We start from the raw sequence: 22501 nt of genomic DNA, 5'->3' as shown, positions 1-22501 counted from the left end.
GCGCCGGAGCGCATCGCGGTGCGCCCACCGGCAGCCGGCAGATCCCGGCAGCGCCCGGCCAGTCCGCAGCAGGAACCGCTGTTCGCATAGTCGTTGACGTCATGGTGGCATCACCCTGCGCATAACCATGCGCGCCGCAATTTTCCGTGCGGCGCCCCACATAGCCGGATTGCCGTACCGGATGGCACTCGACTAGTCTGCGGCTCAGGGCCCCTTCCCTTCTGGAGCCGCCATGCCCGCGTCGCCCCCTCACCCCACTCCGGCCACCCGTGTCGGCCTCGCCGGCATCGGTGCGCTGCTCGTCCTGGTGGCGTGCACCAGTATCGAGGGCGATGCGATGCAGCGCGTCTTCGACTCGTGGAAGTCGGCGCCGATCGAGGAAGCGAAGCTCCAGTGGGGGCCGCCCCTGTCCGTGCAGTCGGTGCCCGGCGGCACGGCTTATGTGTGGATCGACGAGGTGCCCGCTCCGCATCCGCCCGGCAGCGGTCCGCGCGATGCAGGTCTGGAGCGGCCCGCAACGCCCGGCCGGTGTCAGCGCAAACTGGTGGCGGGCCCCGATGGCAAGGTCACCGGCGGCGAGTGGAGCGGCACGGCGTGCTGTGTGCAAACGTGGGTGGGGCGATGCGCGGCGCTGCTGAACCGCACCCGCGGCACGGGATAAGGTCGGGGTCTATTGAGCCGGCGGCGGCCCGGCCTGGGCGTCGCGCACGGTCTCGACGATCGCCTGGCGCAAGGCCTCCGCCGCGATCGGCTTGTGCAGGACGCGATAGCCGCTGGCATGGAGCGCGCGCAAGCGATCGGGTGCGGTGTCGCCGGTCACGATCAGCCCGGGCACCGGCGCATCGAGATATTCGCGCAGCCAGCCGATGACCTGATCGCCAGTGATCTGGCCGGCCAGGCGATAGTCGGCGAGCACGAGGTGCACCGGTGCGTCCCCGCGTGCGCGCGCGCGCTGATGCGCGGCGCAGACGCCTTCCACCGTGGCGCCGGCATAGACCGCGTGGCCCCAGAACGAGAGCAGGTCGCCGAGTGCGGCCAGGATCTGCGGATCGTCGTCCACCAGCATCACGCCATACGATTCGGCGGCGCTTTGCGCTCGCGCATCCATGTTCATGGGGGCGGCCACGTCGCGCGCGAGCGGCACGGTGACCGAGAAATTGCTGCCGCGGCCCGGCGTCGAGCGCAGCAGGATTGGATGACCGAGCAGGCCTGCGAGCCGGCGCACGATGGCGAGCCCCAGGCCAAGCCCCTGCTCGGCCGGCGCATCGGGCAACTGGGCAAATTCCTCGAACACGAGTGCCTGCTGCTCGGGCGCGATGCCGGGACCGCCGTCGATGACCTGGATCTCCATCGCGCCGGGCCGCCGCCGCGCGCCCACCAGGATGCGCGCGTTCGGCGCATAGCGGATGGCGTTGCTGAGCAGGTTATCGAGGATGCGCCGCAGCAGTTCCGGGTCGCTGTCGATCCACGCTTCCGTGACCACGACGTCGAGCCGGCAGCCCTGGCGGCGTGCCTGCTCCTCGTATTCGTCGCGAATGTCGTCGAGCAGCGTGGCAAGCGGCAGCGGGCGGCGGCGGATGGTAACGAGGCCCGCATCGAGACGCGATACATCGAGCAGACCGTCGAGCAGGCCGCCCATGCGTTCGAGCGTGGTATCGAGCCGGCGGCCCAGCTGGCGCGCGCCGTCGGCATCGACATCACCGCGCTCGGCCACGGCGGATAACGAGGCCGATAACAGGCCCAGCGCGTGCAGGGGCTGGCGCAGGTCGTGGCTGGCCGCGGCAAGAAAGCGCGTCTTGGCGAGGTTGGCGGCATTGGCGCGGTCGCGCTCGCGCTCGAGCTGGGCGATCAGCGCGAGATTCTCGAAGCGGAGTTGCACCCCCGACAGCAGGTTGCGATGCGTCACGCGACTGAAATACACATTGACGACGCAGAGCGCGATGGCAAACGCGAGGTACACGTCGTAGATGGGCGCGGGCTGCATGAGGCAGGTGACAATGAACGGCGCCACCATGATCGCCATGAAACCCAGGTAGACCGAAAGCCGCGCGGAGAGCGCCGGCATTGCGCCGCACGCCATGCCGGCCAGCACGATGCACGCAAACGCGACCCATTGCGGTTCCTGCGGCAGCATCCACGTCGAGCCGAGCAAGCCCCATAACGCGGCGGAGATCCACGAGAACACGGTAAAGCGGAACACCCACTGCCCCGGCGTGGCGCGACTTTCGCCGTGGCGGAAGAACATCAGGGAAAGTACGATGCGGCCGATCGTCAGCAGATAGATGGCGCCCATCCAGGCCAACAGCATGTGGATGGCGACCGTGTCGCGCAACGCATAGACCACCGCGGCCGGAATCACGAAATTGGCAAAGAGGATGCCATGCGATTGACGATACAACAGCCGCACCATCGCGGCCTCGATGCCGCCACCGGGCTGGGTCATGAGGATCAGTCGAGGGTCAGTGGAGGATCAGTGGAGGGTCAATGCAGGATCGGTACGGGATCGTTGACGATTGGCGTGCACGCGGATCGGGATTGTCGCGGCGAGAGTATGGCGCATATATAGCACCTCCGCATAACGCCCGATACCCCCCATGCAGCGCGGCAATACCCCGTATGAATTCTGGCGTGGCAGGCTTGGCCGCGGCGGGTCGCGGCTTCTAGAATCGCCGCTATCGCTATCTGCCCACGACTCTCATGGCCACGCTGTTCCTGGTCCGGCATGGACAAGCCTCGTTCGGGGCGGAAAACTACGATTGCCTCTCCGCCACGGGCCGCCAGCAGGCACGCTGGCTCGGCGAGTATTTTCGTGCGCGCGGCCTGGCGTTCCGCCGCGTGATGGCCGGTACGCTGGTGCGCCAGCAGGACACCGCGAGCGAGATCCTGGCCGGCATGGGGCTGGACGAGGCGGCCAGCGCGTCGATCGAAACCCATGCGGGCCTCAACGAATACGATGGTGAGGCGCTCTATCGCAGCTTTACGCAGGGCGGCGATCATCGTGCGCACCAGAACGGCGATTACCAGGATTACTGGCGCACGTTCCGCAGCGCGTTCCAGGCCTGGACCGAAGATCGCCTCGATGGCATGCCGGAGTCGTGGAGCGACTTTGGCGGGCGCATGCGCGACGCGATGCGGCAGGTGACGACCGACGCCACCCGCGACGACGCGCTGCTGGTGGTGAGTTCCGGCGGTGCGATCGGCCGTGCGGTGGCCGACCTGCTCGGCGCCCCGACCGCCACCGCGATCGAGCTGAACCTGCAGTTCCGCAATACGGCCTTCTGCGAGATCATCGTCGGCCGCGCGACGCAGCGCCTGCTCAGCTTCAACAGCGTGCCCCATCTCGAGGCACCGGAGCGTCGCGCCGCGATTACCTTTGCATAAGTGACGCCGCCTGATGTGCGTCTTGCGCGGGCAGCGGGCCCGGGCCCGGGCCCGGCAAGCCGAGTGCCGCGGTCGCTTCAGCCCGCGGCGGCGGCCGATGTCTTGCGTCCGAAGATCGCGTCGTAATAGGCCCAGCCTTCGCGCAGATGCTGGTCGAAGCCGAAGCGGCGCGACAGCATGTCATCCATATCGGCGCGCGTAATGCGCATGACGTAGCTGTGCTCGGTGGCGACCAGGCGGCATGGTCCGCGCGCCGCGACCGCGCTGAACCACTTGCCCGGATCGGCATGTCCCGCGGGGTGGACCTGGCCGTCGACCTCCAGCCGCCAGCCGCCGTCGAGCAGGATCCAGAACGCATCCTCATGCGCGCCCGCGTCGTTGCCACCGCGGTCTCCGGAGTCGCAACTGGCGATCACGGTGCCCGCCTCGGCCTCCCATTCGCGCGAATGGTCGATGGTCCAGCGCAGCTGACCGGTATCCAGCGCCGTGAAGAACGGCGTCTTGCGCAGCAGGTGAAGATAGGTGACCGATGACTTCATGGCTGGATCTCCGGGCGCGGGCCTGGCTTGCGCAATGTCCTCGCCCCTGTTGCTGCCGCTGTTGCCGCCCCTGTTGCAGCCGATCCGGCCGCACGCAGCCAGCATGGACAGCGACAGGCCAGCGACACATACGATACACAGGACGCAGGAGAACAGGGGGCGGACCACGCCGCGCCGCGATGTCATGGCAAGGCCCCTCTGGCGCGCGTCGGCGTGGATGTGGTGGATGTGAGGTGGAGGTGGGGCGGGCTGGGTTCAGGCCACGCCGCCATTCACGCGCAGGACCTGGCCGTTGACCCACGAACCGTCGGGGCCGGCGAGCATCGATACCACGGCGGCCACTTCTTCCGGCTGGCCCAGGCGCTCGAGCGGCGGCAGCTTGGTATAGCGCTGGATGACTTCCTCGGTCTTGCCGTGCAAGAACAGTTGGGTGGCGATCGGCCCCGGAGCCACGGCATTGACCGTGATATTGCGCCCGCGCAGCTCCTTGGTCAGCACGTGCGTCATCGCTTCCACCCCGGCCTTGGTGGCGGCGTAGGTGGCGTAGGTCGGGTGGGTCAGCGCCACCTGGGTGCTGGAGACGTTGATGATGCGGCCACCGTTACGCAGGCGGCGGGCGGCCTCGCGCAGGGTATTGAAGGTGCCCTTGAGGTTGATGGCTACCTGCTGGTCGAACACCGCGTCCTCGGTTTCCGCGAGCGTGGACAGCTTCATGATGCCCGCGCTGTTGACCAGCACGTCCACGCCGCCGTAGGCGGTTTCCGCGGCCTCGAACATGCGGGCCACGGCGGCGGAATCGCTCACGTCGGCCTGCGCCGTCAGGGCGCGGCCGCCGGCCTTGGTGACGCGCGCCGCGAGCGCCTCGGCCTCGGCGGTGCTGCCCGCGAAGTTGATGACGACGGTAAAGCCGTCGCGTGCCAGGCGTTCGACGATGGCGGCGCCGATGCCGCGCGAGCCGCCGGTCACGAGAGCGACCTTGGGACTGGTTTGGGTATTGGTGTTCATGTGGATTCTCCGGTGGATGGGCGGCGGTCACTCCGTCGCGCTTGGTGACACTATGGACGACCGAATAAGAAAGATAATCCCATGCATCTCGGCTTTACTATCCGAATTTAACGAACAATAGGCCCGCACATCACGCGGTGCGCTGCGCATGGCGCAATGCGCTACAGTGACGCGCATGTCGATTGCCCCCTTCCTGCCCATGGCTGCCCTGCTCCGCGCGGCCCGTTTGCTGTGCCCGTCCGTGACGCGTCTGGCGTTGCTGACGGCGGCCGCGCTGGCGTGGCTGACGCTGCCCGCGCCAGTCCGGGCGGCGGGCGCGGTCAATCCGCTGGTGGCCGCCGCCGAGCAGTTGAAAAACAGCGCCTCCGCTTCGGCATCGGCGCCCGCCGCCAGCCAGCCGCTGGCGCAGTCGCTGGACCAGGTCATCGGCACGCTGCAGAACGATAGCCAGCGCCAGGCCCTGCTGGACCAGCTGAAGACCCTGCGGCACGGGCTGGACGCTTCAGGCGCCGCCGCCGACGCCGCCCATGCCGCGGCTAGCGATGTCCAGCCGGGCCTGATCGGCGCGGTCGCCAAGGCGCTGGGCGAGGTGGATCACAATCTCAGTCAGCCGCGCGGGCCCTGGCAATACTGGCGCTGGCGCCTCGGCTTTGCCGGCGATGAATGGCATGCGGCGCTGACCCTGCACGACACGCGGCCGGTCATCGCATCGGTACGCGAATTCGTCACGGTGCTGTTGGCGTGGGCACTGACCGGATGGCTGCTGTGGGAACTCGAGCGGCGCTACTACCAGCGTCGGCTGCAGCGCGCGCGCAAGTCGGAACTGCCCGCCGTGCCGTCGTGGATCGATGTCGGCGTCTATTTCATGCGCCGCATCGGTCCATGGGTGGTGGCGTTCGGCCTGACGCTGATCCTGAGCTACCAGGTCTTTGCCCGGACACCGGCCAGCCTGGCCGGCGTGCTCGTGGCCTTTGCCATTGTTGCGGGCGCATTGCTGGCGTCGGTCTGCCAGGTCATTTTCGCGGTGTTCTCGTCGGCCCATCGCGCCCATGCGGTGCGCGACCTGTTGCGGCACTCGCGCAAACTGCTGTTCTGCACCGGCGCGCTGGCCGCGCTGGGCGAAGTGTCGACCGACGGACGCGTGGTCGAGGCGATCGGCGTCAATCTGTCCGCGCTGGTGGGTACCTTCGCCAATATCCTGGCGGCGCTGCTGATCTGCGTCTTTGCCGTGCGCTTTCGCCGGCAGATCGGCCAGCTGATCGCCTTTCGGCCGCTGGCGACGCGGCAATCCTATCCTGCCTGGATGGATATGCTGCGCCTGGCCGGCGAAGCCTGGCACCTGCCTGTACTGGCGGTGGCATTTGCCTCGGTGGTGGGCACGCTGATGGCCAGCGGCCGCGCCGACGAAATCCTGCGGCGCGTGGTGGTCACCGTCACGCTGTTCGTGGCCGCCATGTTGCTCACGCTGATCGTGGGCCGCTCGCCCAAGGCAACCGTGCGGCCGCCGCGGCTGCGCGACCGCCGCCGCTCGGCCTATATCGCACGCTTCGGCCGCTTCGCGGTGGCGCTCGTGCGCGTGGTGATCTGGTTCGTGTTTCTCGAAATCAACGCGCGGGTCTGGAACACCTCGCTGATGCAGGTGGCCGAGTCGACCATCCTGGGGCGACATGTGCTGCGCGCCGCGGTGAGCGTGACGTCGATCATCCTGCTCGCATGGCTGTGCTGGCTGCTGATCGATACCGCGCTGACCCAGACCCTCTCGCCCACGCACGGCCGCGCGGGTCAGCAGCCGAGCCTGCGCGCGCGCACCATCCTGCCGCTGGTGCGCAATGCCTCGTTCGTGGCGCTGCTGGTGATTGCGCTGATCGCGGTGCTGGCCAATCTTGGCGTCAATGTCACGCCGCTGCTGGCCGGCGCGGGCGTGGTGGGCCTGGCCATCGGCTTTGGTGCGCAGAGCCTGGTGCAGGACCTGATCACCGGACTGTTTATCGTGATCGAGGACTCCATCGCCATCGGTGATTCGATCGAACTGCCCGATCACGCTGGCGTGGTGGAAGGCATGACCATCCGCACCGTACGCCTGCGCGACGGCAAGGGCGCGCTGCATACGCTGCCTTACAGCCAGATCAAGGCGGTCAAGAACCTGTCGCGCGGCTTTGCCTATGCGGTATTCAATATCTCGGTGGCGTACGACAGCGACTTCGATCGCGCACTGGAGATCATTCGCAGCACGGGCGCGGAAGTGGCGCGCGACCATCGCTTCGGGCGCAACCTGCTGTCGAGCCTCGACATTCTCGGGCTCGACCGTTTCGACCCGAATGGACTGGTCGTACTGGCCCAATTCAAGACGCGACCGCTCACGCAGGCCGACATCACGCGTGCGTTCAATGTGCGGCTCAAGCGCAATTTCGATGCGGCCGGCATTCGCCTGGCGGCTCCGCGCGTGACGGTGCAGGTCGATGGCGGCGTGGCCCGCATGCAGTCGGATATCGGTACCACCGAGGCCATCGCCGCGGGCGGCGGTGCGGGCGCACAACTCGTCACGCAGAGCCCGGCCGATTCTGCCTAGCGGACGCGTTTGTCACAGGGTTGTCGCTTTTGCGCAAACTGCGCGCGTTGACGCGCCCACGAAAGTTTCCATTCTTTCTACCGGCGGGTACTATCTCGCGGAATTGTCAGCGTGCCATCGACGCGCTGGGAGACGAGTAGGAGACGGGCAGGAGACGGGTAGCAGACAGGCAGCAGAAGGGCCAGAGATGGGCGGGACGCGGGTTGACGCCGGTTCCCGACCGGTCCCCTCGAATGCGGGATTTTCCGCAGCCCACGTTTTGCACGATCATTGTTTCATTGTCTCCGAGTAAGCCAGCCATCGCATATCGCTGGTGTCGGCGCCGGGACGTGCCGGCACGACGGTAGTCGGGACATATCAGTCAGTACACATAAAAGGGCCACGCCTCGCTGCAGTGGCCATGGGGAAAAAGGCGTTTGCCACCGGGGGAAATCATTATGGGCGAACACCCGTCTGCCGACGACGACTTTCATCGTCTGGTCGATTGCATCTACGAGTCCGCCATGGACGTGGCTGCCATGCCAGCCGCCCTCGATCTGTTTTCCCGCTATACCTGTACCGCGAGTCCGCGCTATCTGATCTGGGACAAGCTCGCCGGCCAGGCACGCCTGGGCGTCACCCCGCATGGATGCTTTACCAGTGCCAGCACGATGCCCGACTCCATGCGCGTGCTGCCGGCCTATATCGAACAGGACGTACGCGAGACCGCGATGCTCGCCACGCAGGTTGCCGCGCATGGCACCGCGCTGGTGGCCGCACCGCCGCCCGTGCGTTGCGCCACCTACGATTGCCATGGACTCGAGCAAGGCGTCCGCCTGTTCGATACCGCCGACGTATGCGTGCTGATGAGCGCCAGTGCGCATGCCGGCGCGACCCTGCATGGCGACACCCTGACCGAGGATCATCGCGAACGCCGCCTGGCCCACGTCATGCCGCACTGGGCCCGCGCGGCGCGCATGCAGCATCGCAATTTCGAGCTGAGCGGACTGGCCTCGATGGGCCTGGCCGGACTCGACACGCTGGACTTTGGCGTGATGGTCCTGCAGGCGGATCTGCGCGTACGGTACGCCAACAGCTGGGCCGAGTCGCTGGTGCAGGCGGACGCGCATCTCGCGCTCGAGCATGGCGTGCTGCGCGCGCGCACCGAGGCCTTGCAGGCAGTGCTGACCCGGCTGCTCGAAGCGGCCGTGCATGGCGGCCGCAACGGCGGTGCCGCGGCCGGCTCGTGGATGCATATCACGTCGGGCGGGCAACCGGTGCCGTTGATCGTCATGCCGCTGGTGTCGCGCCAGCCGGTGGAAGGACCGTGGCAATTGCCGGCCGCGATGCTGCTGATGGGCAATTCGGAATCGCGCTCGGTGCTCGACGCCGCCGTCCTGACCTCGCTGTTTGGCCTGTCGCGCAAGGAGAGCATTATCGCGATCCGGCTCGCCGCCGGCGAAACGCTCAACGAGATTGCCGAGCGCGAATTCCTCTCGCCGCATACGGTGCGCGTACATATCCGCGATACGCTGCGCAAGACCGGCACGCATCGGCAGTCGGAACTGGTACGGTTGCTGCATCTGCTGCCTGGCGTGGACCTTGACCGCGCCGGCGCGACCTCGACGGCGCGGCCGCGCCAGGCCCGGCTGCCCTAGGTACGGCTGCCCTAGGTACGGCTGCCTGGGGTACGGCTGCATCAGGTGCGGCTGCATCAGGTGCGGCTGCATCAGGTGCGGCTGCGCCTGGCGGCATGCCGCCAGGCATGGCTGCGCGAGCGATGCCACGGAGCGGGCGGATGGCGGTGGAACTTCGCACGGCGCGATCTGGTCTGTTGTGCGACCATCCTCACCTCTCTCCCGACCCACAAGCCCGCCCCATGCCGCTTCCCTTGCCCCCTCTTTTTCGCCAGATCTTACAGACATCTTGCATTGCCGCGCTGTGCGCCGGCGCGCTGATGCTACCGGTAGCTACCCGCGCCGCCGCCGACGATGGACCGGCCTATGGCCAGGAACTGGAAGGGTTCGACTATCCGGCGCCGGTGCAACGCTATGCCTTTACGTCGCAGGGCGAGCCGATGCAGATGGCCTATATGGACGTGCAACCCGCGCGACCGAATGGCCGCGCCGTGGTGCTGCTGCATGGCAAGAATTTCTGCGCGGCCACCTGGCAGGAGACTATCCAGCAACTGAGCGGGGCCGGCTATCGCGTGATCGCACCCGATCAGATCGGCTTTTGCAAGTCGACCAAACCCGCGCATTACCAGTACACGTTCCAGCAGCTCGCGCGCAATACGCATGCGTTGCTGACTTCGCTTGGCATCGGGCAGGCCACCATCGTCGGGCATTCCACCGGCGGCATGCTGGCCATGCGCTACGCGCTGATGTATCCCAAGGAGACGCAACAGCTGGTGCTGGTGAATCCGATTGGCCTCGAGGACTGGAAGGCCAAGGGTGTACCCTCGCTATCGGTCAACCAGTGGTACGAACGCGAACTGAATACGACCGCCGACCGCATCCGGCGCTATGAGCAATCCACGTACTACGTCGGGCAGTGGAAGCCCGAGTACGAGCCGTGGGTGCAGATGCTCGCCGGCCTCTATCGCGGTCCCGGCAAGCAGGTAGTGGCGTGGAATTCCGCGCTGCTGTACGACATGATCTACACGCAGCCGGTGGTGTACGAACTTGGGGCAATCCGGACGCCGACGCTGCTGCTGATCGGCGACAAGGACACCACCGCGATCGGCAAGGATGCCGCGCCGCCGGAAATCCGGCCCACGCTGGGCCGCTACCCGGAACTCGCCAAGGCCGCCGCAAAGGCCCTGCCGAACGCGACCCTGGTGGAGTTTCCCGAGCTCGGGCATGCGCCGCAGATGCAGGATCCGCAAGCGTTCCACAGGGCGCTGCTGGAAGGACTGGCGAAGGTGAAGTGAGGGTGCCCCCGGGCGCCCCGCCACGGAGCGCCCGGGGTGGCGATCAGAACGGCAGGCCGATGTAGGTCTTGCCGAGATCGGTCAGTTGACCGTCCGCGCCGAGCAGGCTCGAGAAGTGCGTGTCGTTGTCCCAGCGGCCGGTGAACCAGGCATAGCGGAACACATCGGTGCGCTGCTCGCAGGTGGCGACCATATCCTTCATCTGCGCGATCTGCTTTTCCGGCGTGTCGATCGCGGCAGCGCCGTCGCCGGTATGCCAGTTGGCGAACTCGGTCACCCAGAACGGCTTGCCGTATTTTCTCAACCGGTCGAGCTGGCCGGACAGGCCATAGTCGTACCAGTGGAACGCGATGTAGTCGATCTGCGGATCGCGGTTGGCATTGGCCGCGCGGTATTCGGTGTAGAACGTGTCCATCCACACCACGGGGTCGTTGAAGCCGTTGCCCATGTCGCCCCACGTGATCGCGGGCCCGACCAGCTTGACGCCGGTGTGCGCGGCCACCGCCTCGTATCGCGGCCACAGCGCGGCGGCGTCGTGGGGGGTCAGGTTGGCCTGCCCGCCGAGGTTGGGCTCGTTCAGCAGCAACAGGTACTTGATGTTGGGGTGCGCGCGCAGGTAGGTCTCCACGGCGTTGGCGTCGAAGTTGCCATTCCACAGCATGGGAATGTAGTCCATGCCGTACGCGGTGGTGGTATCGGCAGCGGCCGTGCCGTTGGGCTGCGAGCCCCAGTTGTACCACCAGCTCACCCCGGGGGCGAGCGCCTTGAAGTCGTTGGCGCTGCGAAGGTCGTAGGCCACGCCGCGCTTGGCGCTTTTGGTCACGCCGGGCGTGCCGCCGCTGCCACCGCTGCCACCCGTACCGCCCGTGCCGCCGCTGCCACCCGTGCCGCCGCTACCACCGGTGCTGCCGTTGCCGTCCGAGGCCGGCGCGCCATTGCCGCCACCCCCGGCGCCAGCATCATCGCCGCCACCGCCGCACGCGGCCAGGGTCATCACGATGGCCGCGGCGCCTAGCCAGCGGGCGGCCCATTTCCAGGTCTGGTTCATAGCGAGTTGATAAATTCAATCAGTTGCTGACGGTCATCGGCGCTCATCGACCTGAAGCGGTCGCGTGCCGCGCTGCCTTGCCCGCCATGCCACAGGATGGCTTCCGCGACGGTGCGGGCGCGGCCGTCGTGGAGATAACGCGTGTTCGGATCGATGCTGGCCAGCAGGCCCAGCCCCCACAGCGGCGCCGTGCGCCATTCGGCGCCCGAGGCATTGCCCTGCGGATAGTTGTCGGCGAGCTCGGCCCCCATGTCATGCAGCAGCAGGTCCGTGTACGGATGAATGAGCTGATTGCGCAGTTCGGCAAACTTGTGGGCGCCGCCAGTGGTCAGCGATGCGGTATGACACGATGCGCAGCGCGCCTGCGCGAACAGCTGCGCGCCACGCGCGACGCGATCCTGCGCGCGGCTCTCGGCCTGCTGAGCGGCCACCACCGCGCCGCCGCCCTGCTTGAGCTGCTCGACGATGGCCGGCGCCGCCACGCCATTGAACTGCTGGCCCTTGAAGTGCCGCTGTGCCGGCACGCCCAGCAGGCTCAGGTAATGCGTGATGAGGTCCACGTCGGCATCGCCAAGCTCCGGGCTGCTGGCATCGGCCGCGCGGCAATCGCTGCCGCCGGTGGCGCGTCCGCAGAAGTGCTGCGGCAACAGGCTGGTAGTCACCCCCATATCGCCGTTGAGCGCGTCGACGGTTTGCTGCAGCACGGTCGACGACGATGCCTTCCAGCCGAAGCGGCCCACGCGCGGAATGCGCGGGTCCCGCGCATCGGGCACGATCTGCACGCGCCCCACGGTGCCGTCCGGATCGCTGGCGCTGGCCTGCGCGAGCGCCACCAGCGTGGCTTCGGGTACCGCTTCCAGCAGGCCCATGCCGACCAGGTGGGGCGAGCTGCGTACCGACAGGCGCTCCGGCAGCGGCAGCACGTTGCCGTTGACGTCGGTCAGCGTATAGACCGGTGTCTGCAGCGTGTACGCGGTGCCGTCCGCATACTTGCCGTCGGTGTTCCTGTAGCTGGTGATGCGCAGGATGCCGTTGCGGCCGTCGTAGGTCTTGCCGCCATCGGTCACCAGGCCTTGCCAGATGCGGCCGCCAAAGCGGCTGTCCGGCACCACGTTGCCATTGGGGTCGGTGCTGCCGGTCAGCACGACCATATTGTTGAGCGGCAGGTTGAAGCCGGGCGTGCTCTTGCCGTTGTTGGTATGGCATTGCACGCAGGCCGCCTCCTGGAATTTCGGGCCGGCACGGTTGGCCAGCTTGTCGAACAACGTGGGGTTGCCGGCCTCCACGTGTGCGCCGGTCAGGAACGACGAATGGAACAGGCGGCGGCCCTCGACGAACGGCTGGATATTGCGCCCGGCGATATTCGGCGCGGCTTGCAGCAACTGCATCTCCGGCTCGTGCGAGGTGTCCTCGTGCAGCGTCATCAGCGGGCCACCGGCCATCGCCTCGACCGGCAGCAGGCGGGTATCCCATGGAATCGCCGCGGCGTCGCAGCAGGGGCCGCGGAACCACGGCACCACACCGGTCGCGCCGACCTTGTAGGTGATGACGTCGGCGTAGTAGTTGAAGCGGCCGAGCGCATCGCCCTGGTTGCCGGCGAGGAAGATGCCGAGTTCGAATTCGACGAGATCGCCGTTCTGCAGACCGCGGTTCAGGCGCGGCAGTGTCTTGATCTGCTTGACCAGCACGAACTCGCCGTCCTGCGGCGGCACGTTGAGATCGGTGTCGTAATTGCTGTCGGGATCCTCACCCAGGCTGTCGTAACTGGCCAGCGGCGTCTTGAGCTCCTGCCCATTCTTGAGCATGCCCACCGGCAGACGCTTCAGGCCGCCGTTGTCGCCGTAGAGCGCCACCGCGGTCGGACCGGGATCGTCGCCATCGCGGCGGCCGATAAAGCCGAAGCGGAAATTGGTACCGTACATCCACCATTGCGGCACCACCACTAATGTGAGGATTCGCTCTGCCGGATTGGTCGGCGATACATTGTCGTAAATGGTGATGGCGTGCGTGCGCCGCTCGAAATAATGGGGCGCGAAAATGCCATACAGATCGCCGCCGGCATTGGTGCCGGTTTCGGACTGCTCGCGCGCGTGGCGATCGCGCACGCGCCCGCCAATGCGCGTGACCAAGGTGCCGTCCGCCAGCGCGTATTGCGTGGCAGGCTCGAGATTCGACCAGCTAAGCGGCTGGAAGGCGCCGACCGGAAGCGGCACAGCAGGCGTACCGTTGCCGCCGCTGCCGTTGGGTGAGTTAGTGCCCGCTGCGCCGGAGCCATCGCCCCCGCCACAGGCCGACAAGGCAAGCATGCACGTCATCACGCCAGCGCCCAGCCAGCCGCGGGCGACCGTCGTCCAGCGCGACGGCGCCTGATTGTTATGATCCATCATTGACCCTTTTTATCGGTGCGCCGTTTTTTTATAAATTCGCACACCTCGTCATCGCCCTTGGATATCCGCACGAAAATGAATGGACACCTGGCAACGGTAACCATCCAATTCCAGTAGACGAATTAACAGGCCTTGACGTGACAGCCGGATGATAAATTAATCACACGGCTTGTGAAGAGAGGCCCTCCGGTTTCCGTCATGCCTTTTTAAATATTTCTGACATACCAGAAAAGGCATAATTCAGCACGCTGGCGGAGATCGCCATGACCCCCTTCGATCGTGGGGGATCCCGCTCAATCAAGATGACTTTCGATCTCTTTGACACGCTTCCCGCCGACCCCGACCATCCCGACGGTCAGACCAGCGAGCCGCTCGCTCCCGGCGCAGTGTTGCTGCGACGCTTCGCCACGCCGGTAGAGCTGGCATTGCTGGACGCCGTACACGGGGTCACGGCGGCAGCGCCATGGCGACACCTGATCACGCCCGGCGGATTGCGCATGTCGGTGGCCATGACCAACTGCGGCGCATACGGCTGGGTATCGGACCGGAGCGGCTATCGCTATGACCCGGTCGATCCCGCCTCGGGGCAGCCGTGGCCACCGATGCCGGCACCGTTCACCACGCTTGCCGCCGAGGCCGCCGCCGCCGCCGGCTATGACGGCTTCATTCCCGATGCCTGCCTGATCAACCGCTATCTGCCGGGTACGCGCCTGTCCCTGCACCAGGACCGCGACGAGCAGGACCTGCGCGCGCCCATCGTGTCGGTGTCGCTGGGGCTGCCCGCGACCTTCCTGTTCGGGGGCCTGCGGCGCGCCGAGCGCCCCACCCGGGTCCGCCTCGCCCATGGCGATGTGGTGGTCTGGGGCGGTCCGTCGCGGCTGGCCTTCCACGGCATTGCGCCGCTGGCCGATGGCGACCATCCGCTGCTCGGCCACGAACGCATCAATCTGACGTTCCGCAAGGCAAGGTAAGTCCTGACTTTCTGCCCGCCTGTCTGGTCACGCCAGGCCGGCTAGCGCTCGCGCCGTTGTGCCATGAAGTCGCGCGGCGCCTGGCCCAGCGCGCGGCGGAACATGGTCGAGAACGCCCCGGCGTTGGCATAGCCGGTTTCCGCCGCGACATGGGCCAGCGGCTTGCCACGGCCCATGAGGTCGATGGCATGGGCCAGCCGCACCTGCTGGCGCCAACTGCCGAAGCTGGTACGCAGCTCGGTATGGAACAGCCGCGCGAGCGTGCGCTCACTGGCACCGGTCCGCACAGCCCAGTCGGACAGGCTGGCGGCGGAGCCGGGATCGTCCATCAACGCATCGCACAGCGCCTTGAGGCGGCGGTCGGACGGGAGCGCCAGCCCAAGCGACAGCGGCGGCGCCACCGCCAGTTCTTCCACCAGCAGGCTGGCCGCGAGCTGGCGGCGCCGTTCGCTACGGTCCGCCGCGCGCACCAGCGCGTCCATCAGTTCCCGCACCAGCGGCGAGACCTCGAGCACCATGCACGCATCCGCCGGCAGCGCGCAGGCGTCGGGATGGAGGTAACACGCATAGAAACGCACGTGGCCCTGCGTCACGACCTCGTGCGGCACCCCGGGTGGAATCCAGACCGCGCGCAGCGGCGGCACGATCCACGTGGTATCGGCAGCCGTGATGCGCATGCTGCCGCTGACCGGAAACGAGATCTGGGCCCATGCATGGCGATGACGCGGAATCATCGCGTTGGGCGGCGGCAGGCGCAGGTGCGCGATCACGGGCTGGGCCGCGGTCGGGCGCGTGCGCGGGGCGGGATCGAACAGCGGACGGTGCAGGGTGGAGGGCATGACGGACCGGCGGGGAGCAGGCGGTGCGGCGCACGGGCAAACGACCCGATCGCGCGCAAGCGGCAAGCGCGGCCGGGCCCGTGACCGTATTTCGTAAGAAATTGCCTGAAAAGTGTAACCCGGCCAGCGCGCCCGCGCCTACGATGGCGCCATAACCGATACAGGCGCCGCCGCCCACGTGGACGGCGCCACCCTCCTGACACGCGACATGACCGCCACCACCTCGCCCACCAACCGTCCGCCGAGCCAGCCGCCGACGCAGCCACCGACGCAGCCGCCGCGCCACCCCACGGCCAGCCTGGCCGGCCGCCCGGCCGATACCCTGCGCGCCGCGCTGCTGATCCTGGTCTGCATCGCCGTGGCGGCCGTGGGCGGCATCGCCGCCGGCGCTTCGCCGAAGCTGATCATGGCGGCCGCGCTGGTGCTGTCGACGGTCTGCTGCTGGGCCGTGGGCGCGTTGCCCGAGCCGACCACCACGCTGCTGTTCTTCCTGGGCGCGGTGATCCTGCATATCGCGCCACCCGGCGTGGTGTTTTCCGGCTTTTCGTCCGCGGCCTGGTGGCTGATGTTCGGCGGCGCCGTCACCGGCGTCGCGTTGCGCAATACCGGGCTGGCGCTACGGCTGGCGGACCGGATCTTCCACCGGCGTGCCAACACCTATCCGCAGGTGATCGCCACGGTCGCCGCGAGCGCGGTCGGGCTCGCGTTCTTCATGCCGTCGACCACCGGCCGCGTGCTGCTGCTGATGCCGATCGTGCTGGCGCTGTCGGACCGGCTCGGCTTTGCGCCGCATTCCAACGGCCGCATCGGCATGGTGCTGACGGTCGCCGCGGCCAGCTACATGCCGCCCACGACGATCCTGCCGGCCAATATCCCGAACAGCGTGCTGCTCGGCGCGGCCAGCTCGCTCTATGGCGTCACCCTCAGCTACGGCAGCTACCTGCTGCTGCATTTTCCGGTGCTCGGGCTGCTGAAGACCATCGTGCTGGTGTGGCTGGTGTGCAAGCTGTTTCCGGAGCGCGGGCCGATGCCGCCGCAGGAGGCCACCGCGCGCGAGGCGATGAGCCGGCCCGAACGACAGCTCGCGCTGATTCTCGCGATTGCGGTGGCCGGCTTCGCCACCGATTCATGGCACGGCATTTCGCCGGCGTGGATTTCGCTCGCAGCGTGCATCATCTGCCTGCTGCCCGGCATCGGCCTGGTCTCCTCGAAAACGCTGACCGAACAGGTTCAGCTGATTCCGCTGCTGTATGTGGCGGGTTTTCTCGGACTCGGCGCGGTGGTCGAATCGACTGGCCTGGGCACCGCAATCAGCGGCGCGCTGCTGCACTGGCTGCCGCTCGCGCCGGGCCACACGGCCGGCAACGTGGGGGCGTTGAGCGCGATGGGGGCGGCGCTGGGCCTGATGTCGACCTTGCCCGCGCTACCCGCGGTACTGACGCCGCTGGCCAAAGACCTTGCCACCGCCACCGGCCTGCCGCTGGAAACCGTGCTGATGCTGCAGGTACCGGTGTTCTCGACCGTGTTCCTGCCCTATCAGTCGCCGCCGATCATGATCGCGATGCAGCTCGGCGGGGTCGGACTGCGTCATGGTACACGGCTCTGCCTGGCGCTCGCGGCCATCACGCTGCTGGTGCTGTTGCCGCTCGACTATCTGTGGTGGCGTGTGCTCGGCTACCTGCCCTGATCCGCCGCGTCCTGTACGTAGAGCGCGAAGCCGTAAAGCTGCAGCAGCGCCAGCAACTGCGCGGCGCTGACGGTCTCCGGATTCAGCTCCATATGAGAGACCGTGCTCTGGCTCAGATTGAGCCGTGCCGCGGCCTCCGCCTGCGTCATCCCGGCAATCGCCCGTGCCCCCTGAAGCACCTGGCCAAGCTCGAGCATGGTGGAGATTTGTTGTTTCACCTTGCGCCTCCCCTGTTATGCGCGCTGTTCCGCGTGCGCGCCTGCTCCCATTTAGCAGGCGCGCCGCGCCGTTGCAATAGATGCCTCGCGCGCGGACTGCACGGCCTTGCAATTCCTACAGGGTGGCGGCATGCCCGGGACGGGCCCCGGGGGTATTGCGGCGTGCAGCCTCGGTGATGCTGTCAGCGTGGGCTTTGCCGCTCGCATCCGGTTCCCCGCCGTCGGTCGGCCGCGCGTGACCGCACGAGTGGAACAGACCTTGCAGCGCTCCTCGCGAACCGGCAAAGGAGACGCCCATGGAACCGACCCTCGACCAGCCCGCTACCCGCACCGATGGCCGCACCGATGGCCGCACCGATGATCGCATCGAGACCGACCTGCCTGCGACCGCCAGCACGCGCGGGCTGGCAGTGGTGACCGGTGCCTCGACCGGCATCGGCTATCACCTCGCACAATGCTGCGCGGACCACGGCATGGACCTGATCATCGTGGCCGACGAGCCACAGATCGACGCCGCGGCGAAGTCTCTCCACGTGGAGACCACCACCGTGGAAGCCGTGGTGGCCGACCTCTCCACACCGGCGGGCGTCGACAAACTGATTGCCGCCATACGCGGCCGCGCGGTCCATGTGCTGTGCGCGAATGCCGGCCGCGGACTCGGCCATGCGTTCCTGGACCAGGCGTTTGGCGATATCGAGCATGTGGTGGAAACCAACGTGACCGGCACGCTCTACCTGCTGCATCACGTCGGCCGCGCCATGCGCGAGCGCGGCGAGGGCCGCATCCTCATCACGGGGTCGATCGCCGGCTTTATGCCGGGTACCTATCAGGCCGTCTACAACGGCACCAAAGCGTTTCTCGATTCGTTCGCCTTTGCACTGCGGCACGAGTTGCGCGATTCCGGCGTATCGGTGACGTGCCTGATGCCAGGGGCCACCGAGACCGAGTTCTTCGAGCGCGCCAACATGCTGGACACACGCATCGGACAGGAGAAGAAGGCCGATCCGGCCGAAGTGGCGCGGCTCGGCTTTGACGCCATGATGCGCGGCGAGGGCGATGTGATTACCGGCTGGCAGAACAAGCTGCGTGCCGCCATCGCGATGATCACACCGTCCGACGTGCTGGCCGAGCAACACCGCCGCATGGCCGAGCCGATGAGCGGCGGCGCCGCGCCGTCCCCTGTTGCGCCGCGCATCGACAGCCCTTCCAGCCACACCACCACCCGCTGACCATCATGGAACAGAAACCACCACCGTCCCTGACCAATTTCCACTACGGCAGTCATAGCGGCGTGCAGGACGACGACCACGAAAGACACGCTCCGGTCAGTCCCGACGAGGATCCGGCACCGAAGTCGCACCGCAACATGCCGGCCCAACCATACCGGCCGCAGCCCGGCTCGAACGAACCGCCCGGTGTCGAGCGCTATGGCATGTACGGCGTGGCCCCTGGCGCCGAGGCGGCGAGCCAGCCGGCGCCCGGCGCCGGGACGATACCGCAGAGGCCGTTGCCGGGACCGGCCTCGCTGGGGCAGTTCGACGGTGACGATATGCGTCCCGTGGCACCGCTCTCCGATGTGCAGCGCCTCGAGGTACTGCATGAGCGCCTGGCGACGGTGATCGACCCGGGCGTGGTCAAGGTCGACATGGTCGACGGCGCGGTGACCTTGCGCGGCACCGTGCGCGACGCCGCCACGCGCAAGGCGGTCGAAGGCATTGCCAAGGGATGCCTGAGCGACTATTACGTACGGAGCGAGATTGACGTGTCCGAGGGACGCACCTCGCGCTGAAAGGAGGTGCCATGCTCGGCAGCAGTCATGCATTCAGCGGCTTTTCGGCCAACGATATCGCGATGGAGCGGGCTTTCTACGCCGACACGCTCGGCCTCGACGTCACGGAAGAGAACGGCATGCTGACCCTTCATCTGGCGGGCGGCCACCACGTGCTGATCTACCCGAAGGCCAACCATGCGCCGGCCACGTTCACGGTGCTGAATTTTCCGGTGGACAGCGTGGACGACGCCGTCGATGCGCTGAGCCAGCGCGGCGTGCGCTTCGAGCTCTACGACGAGCCCGACCTCAAGACCGATGCGCGCGGCATCATGCGGGACAACGGTCCGACCATTGCGTGGTTCAAGGATCCGGCCGGCAATATTCTCTCGGTCATCGAGGCGGAAGGGCCGGGCCGATAAGCGCGCGGCCTGCCGTGCGCGTGGGCCGCTAGCGCAGGTAGTCCGCATGGCGCGCGCGAATCTCGTCAAGATGGGCCAGCGTGCCGGACAGGTGCGCGCGCAGCACGGCCTCTGCGCGCGCGCCGTCGCCAGCGGCGATCGCCTCGACGATGGCGGTATGGTCGCGCAACACCGCGCCGGCCTTGTCGGCGATGGGCAGATGCAGCCGACGCAGGCGATCGAGATGTCCGCTTTGCCGATGCACGAGCTGGTACAGGTCAGGCACCTGCGCCGCCTCGTACAGCGCGCGATGGAATGCCTGGTCGTTCTCGCTGAATTCGCCGAGGTCCTGCAATGCCAGCAGGCGCGTGGCGCGCACGATGGTGGCGCGTAACCGCTCGACCAGCGCCGCGTCCGGGGCAGCGGCGAGCGTGCGCACGATCTCGATCTCGACCGAGCGGCGCAGGAAGTGCGCCTGCCGCGCGAGTGCCACGTCGATGCGGCTGACGCGCGTCGCATGCTGCGGGAAGACGTCGACCAGGCCCTCCTCCGCAAGCCGGATCAGGGCATCGCGCACCGGCGTCTGGCTGATGCCGTAGCGCGTGGCCAGCTCCGGCCGCGACAGCACCGTGCCGGGCGGCAGCGCGAGCGCAATGATCTGGTGGCGCATATGTTCGAACACCTGCGGCGCCGCCTGGCGGGTGCGGTCGAACTGAAACACGGTGGACGGTTCGGGCAGCAAGGTTTCCATTGGGGCGCGATTCTAGCGGAAGCGGGTGCTCGGGCGCTGAATTGACGTACTAATATATTAGTGCTTTAATCGCCAGCAGCAAGACCTCCGCCAGCACCGCGACACACACCGACGCACACCGACACACACCATAAGGTTGGCCGCGCGCACCCCGCGCGCTCCGGTCGCCAACAGCGGTCAACCACAGCAGCCTTGCAAGCCGCCATGCCGTGGGCCCATTGCCCCCCGTCATGGCGCTTTACCCGTGGAAGAGACAACCATGACGGCACGCAAGAAGACGCCGGACACACTGCGCAGCGCGCGGTGGTTCGCTCCCGATGACCTGCGCTCCTCGGGCCATCGTTCCCGCATCATGCAGATGGGCTACGCGCCCGACGAGTGGATGGGCAAGCCGCTCGTCGCCATCATCAACACCTGGTCCGATATCAATCCGTGTCACGCGCACTTCAAGCAGCGCGTGGACGACGTCAGACGCGGCATCCTGCAGGCGGGTGGCTTTCCGCTCGAACTGCCGGCGATGTCGCTGTCGGAGAGCTCGGTCAAGCCGACCACCATGCTGTATCGCAACCTGCTCGCGATGGAGGTCGAGGAGCTGATCCGCTCCCACCCGATCGACGGCGCGGTACTGATGGGCGGCTGCGACAAGACCACGCCGGGCCTGCTGATGGGTGCCACCAGCGCGGGCGTGCCGGCCATCTATGTGCCGGCGGGACCGATGCTGCGCGGCAACTACAAGGGGCAGGTGCTGGGTTCCGGTTCGGACGCCTGGAAGTTCTGGGATGAACGCCGCGCCGGCAATCTCGGCAAGACCGAATGGATCGGCATCGAGGCCGGTATCGCCCGCAGCCACGGCACCTGCATGACGATGGGCACGGCCAGCACGATGACGGCCATCGCCGAAGCGATCGGCATGTCGCTGACGGGTGCCTCGTCGATTCCGGCCGCGGATGCCAACCATATCCGCATGTGTGCCGAATCGGGGCGGCGCATCGTCGAGATGGTGTGGGAAGACCTCACGCCCGCGCGCATCCAGACCCACGCCGCGTACGAGAACGCGATTGCGGTGGCAATGGCGATGGGCTGCTCGACCAACGCGATCATCCATGTCATTGCGATGGCGCGGCGCGCCGGACACGATATCGGGCTCGACGACTTCGATGCCATGAGCCGCCATGTGCCGGTGATCGCCAATATCCGGCCGAGCGGCGACAAGTACCTGATGGAGGATTTCTTCTACGCGGGCGGACTGCCGGCGCTGATGAGCCGCATTCGCGACAAGCTCCATCTCGACGCGCCCACCGTCACGGGCCGCACGCTCGGCGAGAATATCGCCGGCGCCGAGGTCTACCACGACGACGTGATCCGTACCCGCGATAACGCGCTGTACCAGGAAGGCGCGCTCGCGGTGCTCAAGGGCAATATCGCGCCCGATGGCTGCGTGATCAAGCCGAGCGCGTGCGAGCCGCGCTTCTTCAGGCATACGGGACCGGCGCTGGTCTTCGATGACTATCCGTCGATGAAGGCGGCGGTGGAACGGGACGACCTCGACGTCACGGCGGACCACGTGCTGATCCTGCGCAATGCGGGCCCGCAAGGCGGCCCCGGCATGCCCGAGTGGGGCATGCTGCCGATTCCCCGCAAGCTGGTAAAGGCCGGCGTGCGCGACATGCTGCGCATGTCCGATGCGCGCATGAGCGGCACGAGCTATGGCGCCTGCATCCTGCATGTCGCGCCTGAATCGTATATCGGCGGCCCGTTCGCGCTGGTGCGGACCGGCGACATGATTTCGATCGATATCGAACGGCGCAGCATCCACCTCGAAGTGTCCGACGAAGAGCTCGCGCGCCGACGCGCCGCGTGGACGCCGCTGCCGGCGCGCTTCGGGCGTGGCTATGGCTGGATGTTCTCGCGGCATATCCGCCAGGCCAACGATGGCTGCGACTTCGACTTCCTGCAGACCGACTTCGGCGAGCCCACGGGCGAACCGAGCATCTACTGATTGCCCTCCCCGCAAGAGGATCGCCCC

20 protein-coding genes (1 of these 20 running past the window's edge) are annotated in these 22501 nt (G+C 67.3%); 12 read left to right on the top strand and 8 right to left on the bottom strand.

Translation table 11 applies throughout. The features are described 5' to 3' along the window. Positions 1-90, top strand: partial view of an exonuclease domain-containing protein gene (locus DFLDMN_RS15280; protein WP_423195762.1) — the 3' end only. 1557 nt of this gene lie to the left of the window's left edge; the window shows 90 of its 1647 coding nt (coding positions 1558-1647); its start codon lies beyond the left edge, outside the window; it ends in the stop codon at positions 88-90. Between the two features lie 142 nt (positions 91-232). Next, positions 233-661, top strand: coding sequence for a hypothetical protein (locus DFLDMN_RS15275; RefSeq protein WP_423195761.1), 429 nt, complete (start codon positions 233-235; stop codon positions 659-661). Positions 662-670: 9 nt separating this feature from the next. Here the strand turns inward: DFLDMN_RS15275 and DFLDMN_RS15270 are convergent, their stop codons facing one another. Next, a complete protein-coding gene (locus DFLDMN_RS15270) occupies positions 671-2443 on the bottom strand; it encodes an ATP-binding protein (protein ID WP_423195760.1) in 1773 nt (590 codons plus the stop codon). A gap of 254 nt (positions 2444-2697) precedes the next feature. Between DFLDMN_RS15270 and DFLDMN_RS15265 the strand changes: the two genes are divergently transcribed. Next, positions 2698-3381 carry a histidine phosphatase family protein gene (locus DFLDMN_RS15265; RefSeq protein ID WP_423195759.1) on the top strand — a complete coding sequence of 228 codons (684 nt, stop codon included), beginning with the start codon at positions 2698-2700 and terminating at the stop codon, positions 3379-3381. A gap of 77 nt (positions 3382-3458) precedes the next feature. On the opposite strand, the gene DFLDMN_RS15260 is transcribed toward DFLDMN_RS15265, so the two are convergent. Next, positions 3459-3920: a hypothetical protein gene (locus tag DFLDMN_RS15260; RefSeq protein ID WP_423195758.1), complete on the bottom strand. Its 462-nt coding sequence runs from the start codon at positions 3918-3920 to the stop codon at positions 3459-3461. A 255-nt stretch (positions 3921-4175) separates the two neighbouring features. Then, positions 4176-4925 (bottom strand): SDR family oxidoreductase, encoded by a 750-nt coding sequence (locus DFLDMN_RS15255; protein WP_423195757.1) that lies wholly within the window; start codon positions 4923-4925, stop codon positions 4176-4178. Between the two features lie 175 nt (positions 4926-5100). Here DFLDMN_RS15255 and DFLDMN_RS15250 point away from each other — a divergent pair, with 175 nt between their 5' ends. The 3 genes from DFLDMN_RS15250 to DFLDMN_RS15240 all read left to right on the top strand — a co-directional run bounded on the left by DFLDMN_RS15250 (position 5101) and on the right by DFLDMN_RS15240 (position 10405). Then, entirely contained in the window at positions 5101-7494 is a 2394-nt protein-coding gene (locus DFLDMN_RS15250; RefSeq protein WP_423195756.1) for a mechanosensitive ion channel family protein, read from the top strand. 437 nt (positions 7495-7931) lie between these two features. Then, on the top strand, positions 7932-9131 hold the full coding sequence (locus DFLDMN_RS15245; protein ID WP_423195755.1) for a helix-turn-helix transcriptional regulator: 1200 nt from the start codon (positions 7932-7934) through the stop codon (positions 9129-9131). A gap of 95 nt (positions 9132-9226) precedes the next feature. Beyond that, positions 9227-10405 (top strand): alpha/beta fold hydrolase, encoded by a 1179-nt coding sequence (locus tag DFLDMN_RS15240; RefSeq protein ID WP_423195754.1) that lies wholly within the window; start codon positions 9227-9229, stop codon positions 10403-10405. Positions 10406-10448: 43 nt separating this feature from the next. On the opposite strand, the gene DFLDMN_RS15235 is transcribed toward DFLDMN_RS15240, so the two are convergent. Further along, entirely contained in the window at positions 10449-11453 is a 1005-nt protein-coding gene (locus DFLDMN_RS15235) for a glycoside hydrolase family protein (protein ID WP_423195753.1), read from the bottom strand. Then, positions 11450-13840, bottom strand: a complete 2391-nt coding sequence (locus DFLDMN_RS15230; RefSeq protein ID WP_423195752.1) for a di-heme oxidoredictase family protein — start codon at positions 13838-13840, stop codon at positions 11450-11452. The genes DFLDMN_RS15235 and DFLDMN_RS15230 overlap by 4 nt, the downstream gene beginning before the upstream one ends. Positions 13841-14142: 302 nt before the next feature. Here DFLDMN_RS15230 and alkB point away from each other — a divergent pair, with 302 nt between their 5' ends. Beyond that, on the top strand, positions 14143-14811 hold the full coding sequence (gene alkB / locus DFLDMN_RS15225; protein ID WP_423198435.1) for an alpha-ketoglutarate-dependent dioxygenase AlkB: 669 nt from the start codon (positions 14143-14145) through the stop codon (positions 14809-14811). Between the two features lie 41 nt (positions 14812-14852). Here the strand turns inward: alkB and DFLDMN_RS15220 are convergent, their stop codons facing one another. Beyond that, positions 14853-15650, bottom strand: coding sequence for an AraC family transcriptional regulator (locus DFLDMN_RS15220; RefSeq protein WP_423195751.1), 798 nt, complete (start codon positions 15648-15650; stop codon positions 14853-14855). A gap of 208 nt (positions 15651-15858) precedes the next feature. Between DFLDMN_RS15220 and DFLDMN_RS15215 the strand changes: the two genes are divergently transcribed. Then, on the top strand, positions 15859-17337 hold the full coding sequence (locus DFLDMN_RS15215; protein WP_423195750.1) for an SLC13 family permease: 1479 nt from the start codon (positions 15859-15861) through the stop codon (positions 17335-17337). Here the strand turns inward: DFLDMN_RS15215 and DFLDMN_RS15210 are convergent. Beyond that, positions 17325-17555 carry a helix-turn-helix domain-containing protein gene (locus DFLDMN_RS15210; protein ID WP_423195749.1) on the bottom strand — a complete coding sequence of 77 codons (231 nt, stop codon included), beginning with the start codon at positions 17553-17555 and terminating at the stop codon, positions 17325-17327. The genes DFLDMN_RS15215 and DFLDMN_RS15210 overlap by 13 nt on opposite strands. Positions 17556-17932: 377 nt before the next feature. Here DFLDMN_RS15210 and DFLDMN_RS15205 point away from each other — a divergent pair, with 377 nt between their 5' ends. The 3 genes from DFLDMN_RS15205 to DFLDMN_RS15195 are packed head-to-tail and all read left to right on the top strand — an operon-like array spanning position 17933 to position 19745. Further along, positions 17933-18784 (top strand): SDR family NAD(P)-dependent oxidoreductase, encoded by an 852-nt coding sequence (locus DFLDMN_RS15205; RefSeq protein WP_423198434.1) that lies wholly within the window; start codon positions 17933-17935, stop codon positions 18782-18784. Positions 18785-18789: 5 nt separating this feature from the next. Beyond that, on the top strand, positions 18790-19344 hold the full coding sequence (locus DFLDMN_RS15200) for a BON domain-containing protein (RefSeq protein WP_423195748.1): 555 nt from the start codon (positions 18790-18792) through the stop codon (positions 19342-19344). Positions 19345-19355: 11 nt separating this feature from the next. Beyond that, a complete protein-coding gene (locus tag DFLDMN_RS15195) occupies positions 19356-19745 on the top strand; it encodes a VOC family protein (protein ID WP_423195747.1) in 390 nt (129 codons plus the stop codon). 28 nt (positions 19746-19773) lie between these two features. Here DFLDMN_RS15195 and DFLDMN_RS15190 read toward each other — a convergent pair whose 3' ends face one another. Beyond that, positions 19774-20475 (bottom strand): GntR family transcriptional regulator, encoded by a 702-nt coding sequence (locus tag DFLDMN_RS15190; RefSeq protein ID WP_423195746.1) that lies wholly within the window; start codon positions 20473-20475, stop codon positions 19774-19776. Between the two features lie 259 nt (positions 20476-20734). Between DFLDMN_RS15190 and araD the strand changes: the two genes are divergently transcribed. Continuing rightward, on the top strand, positions 20735-22474 hold the full coding sequence (araD, locus tag DFLDMN_RS15185; protein WP_423195745.1) for an L-arabinonate dehydratase: 1740 nt from the start codon (positions 20735-20737) through the stop codon (positions 22472-22474). Positions 22475-22501 lie beyond the last annotated feature (27 nt).

Source organism: Cupriavidus sp. H19C3 (genome assembly GCF_049393815.1).
GTDB lineage: Bacteria > Pseudomonadota > Gammaproteobacteria > Burkholderiales > Burkholderiaceae > Cupriavidus.
Note: the sequence above shows the minus strand (reverse complement) of the source record. Positions and strands in the feature narration are given on the sequence as shown.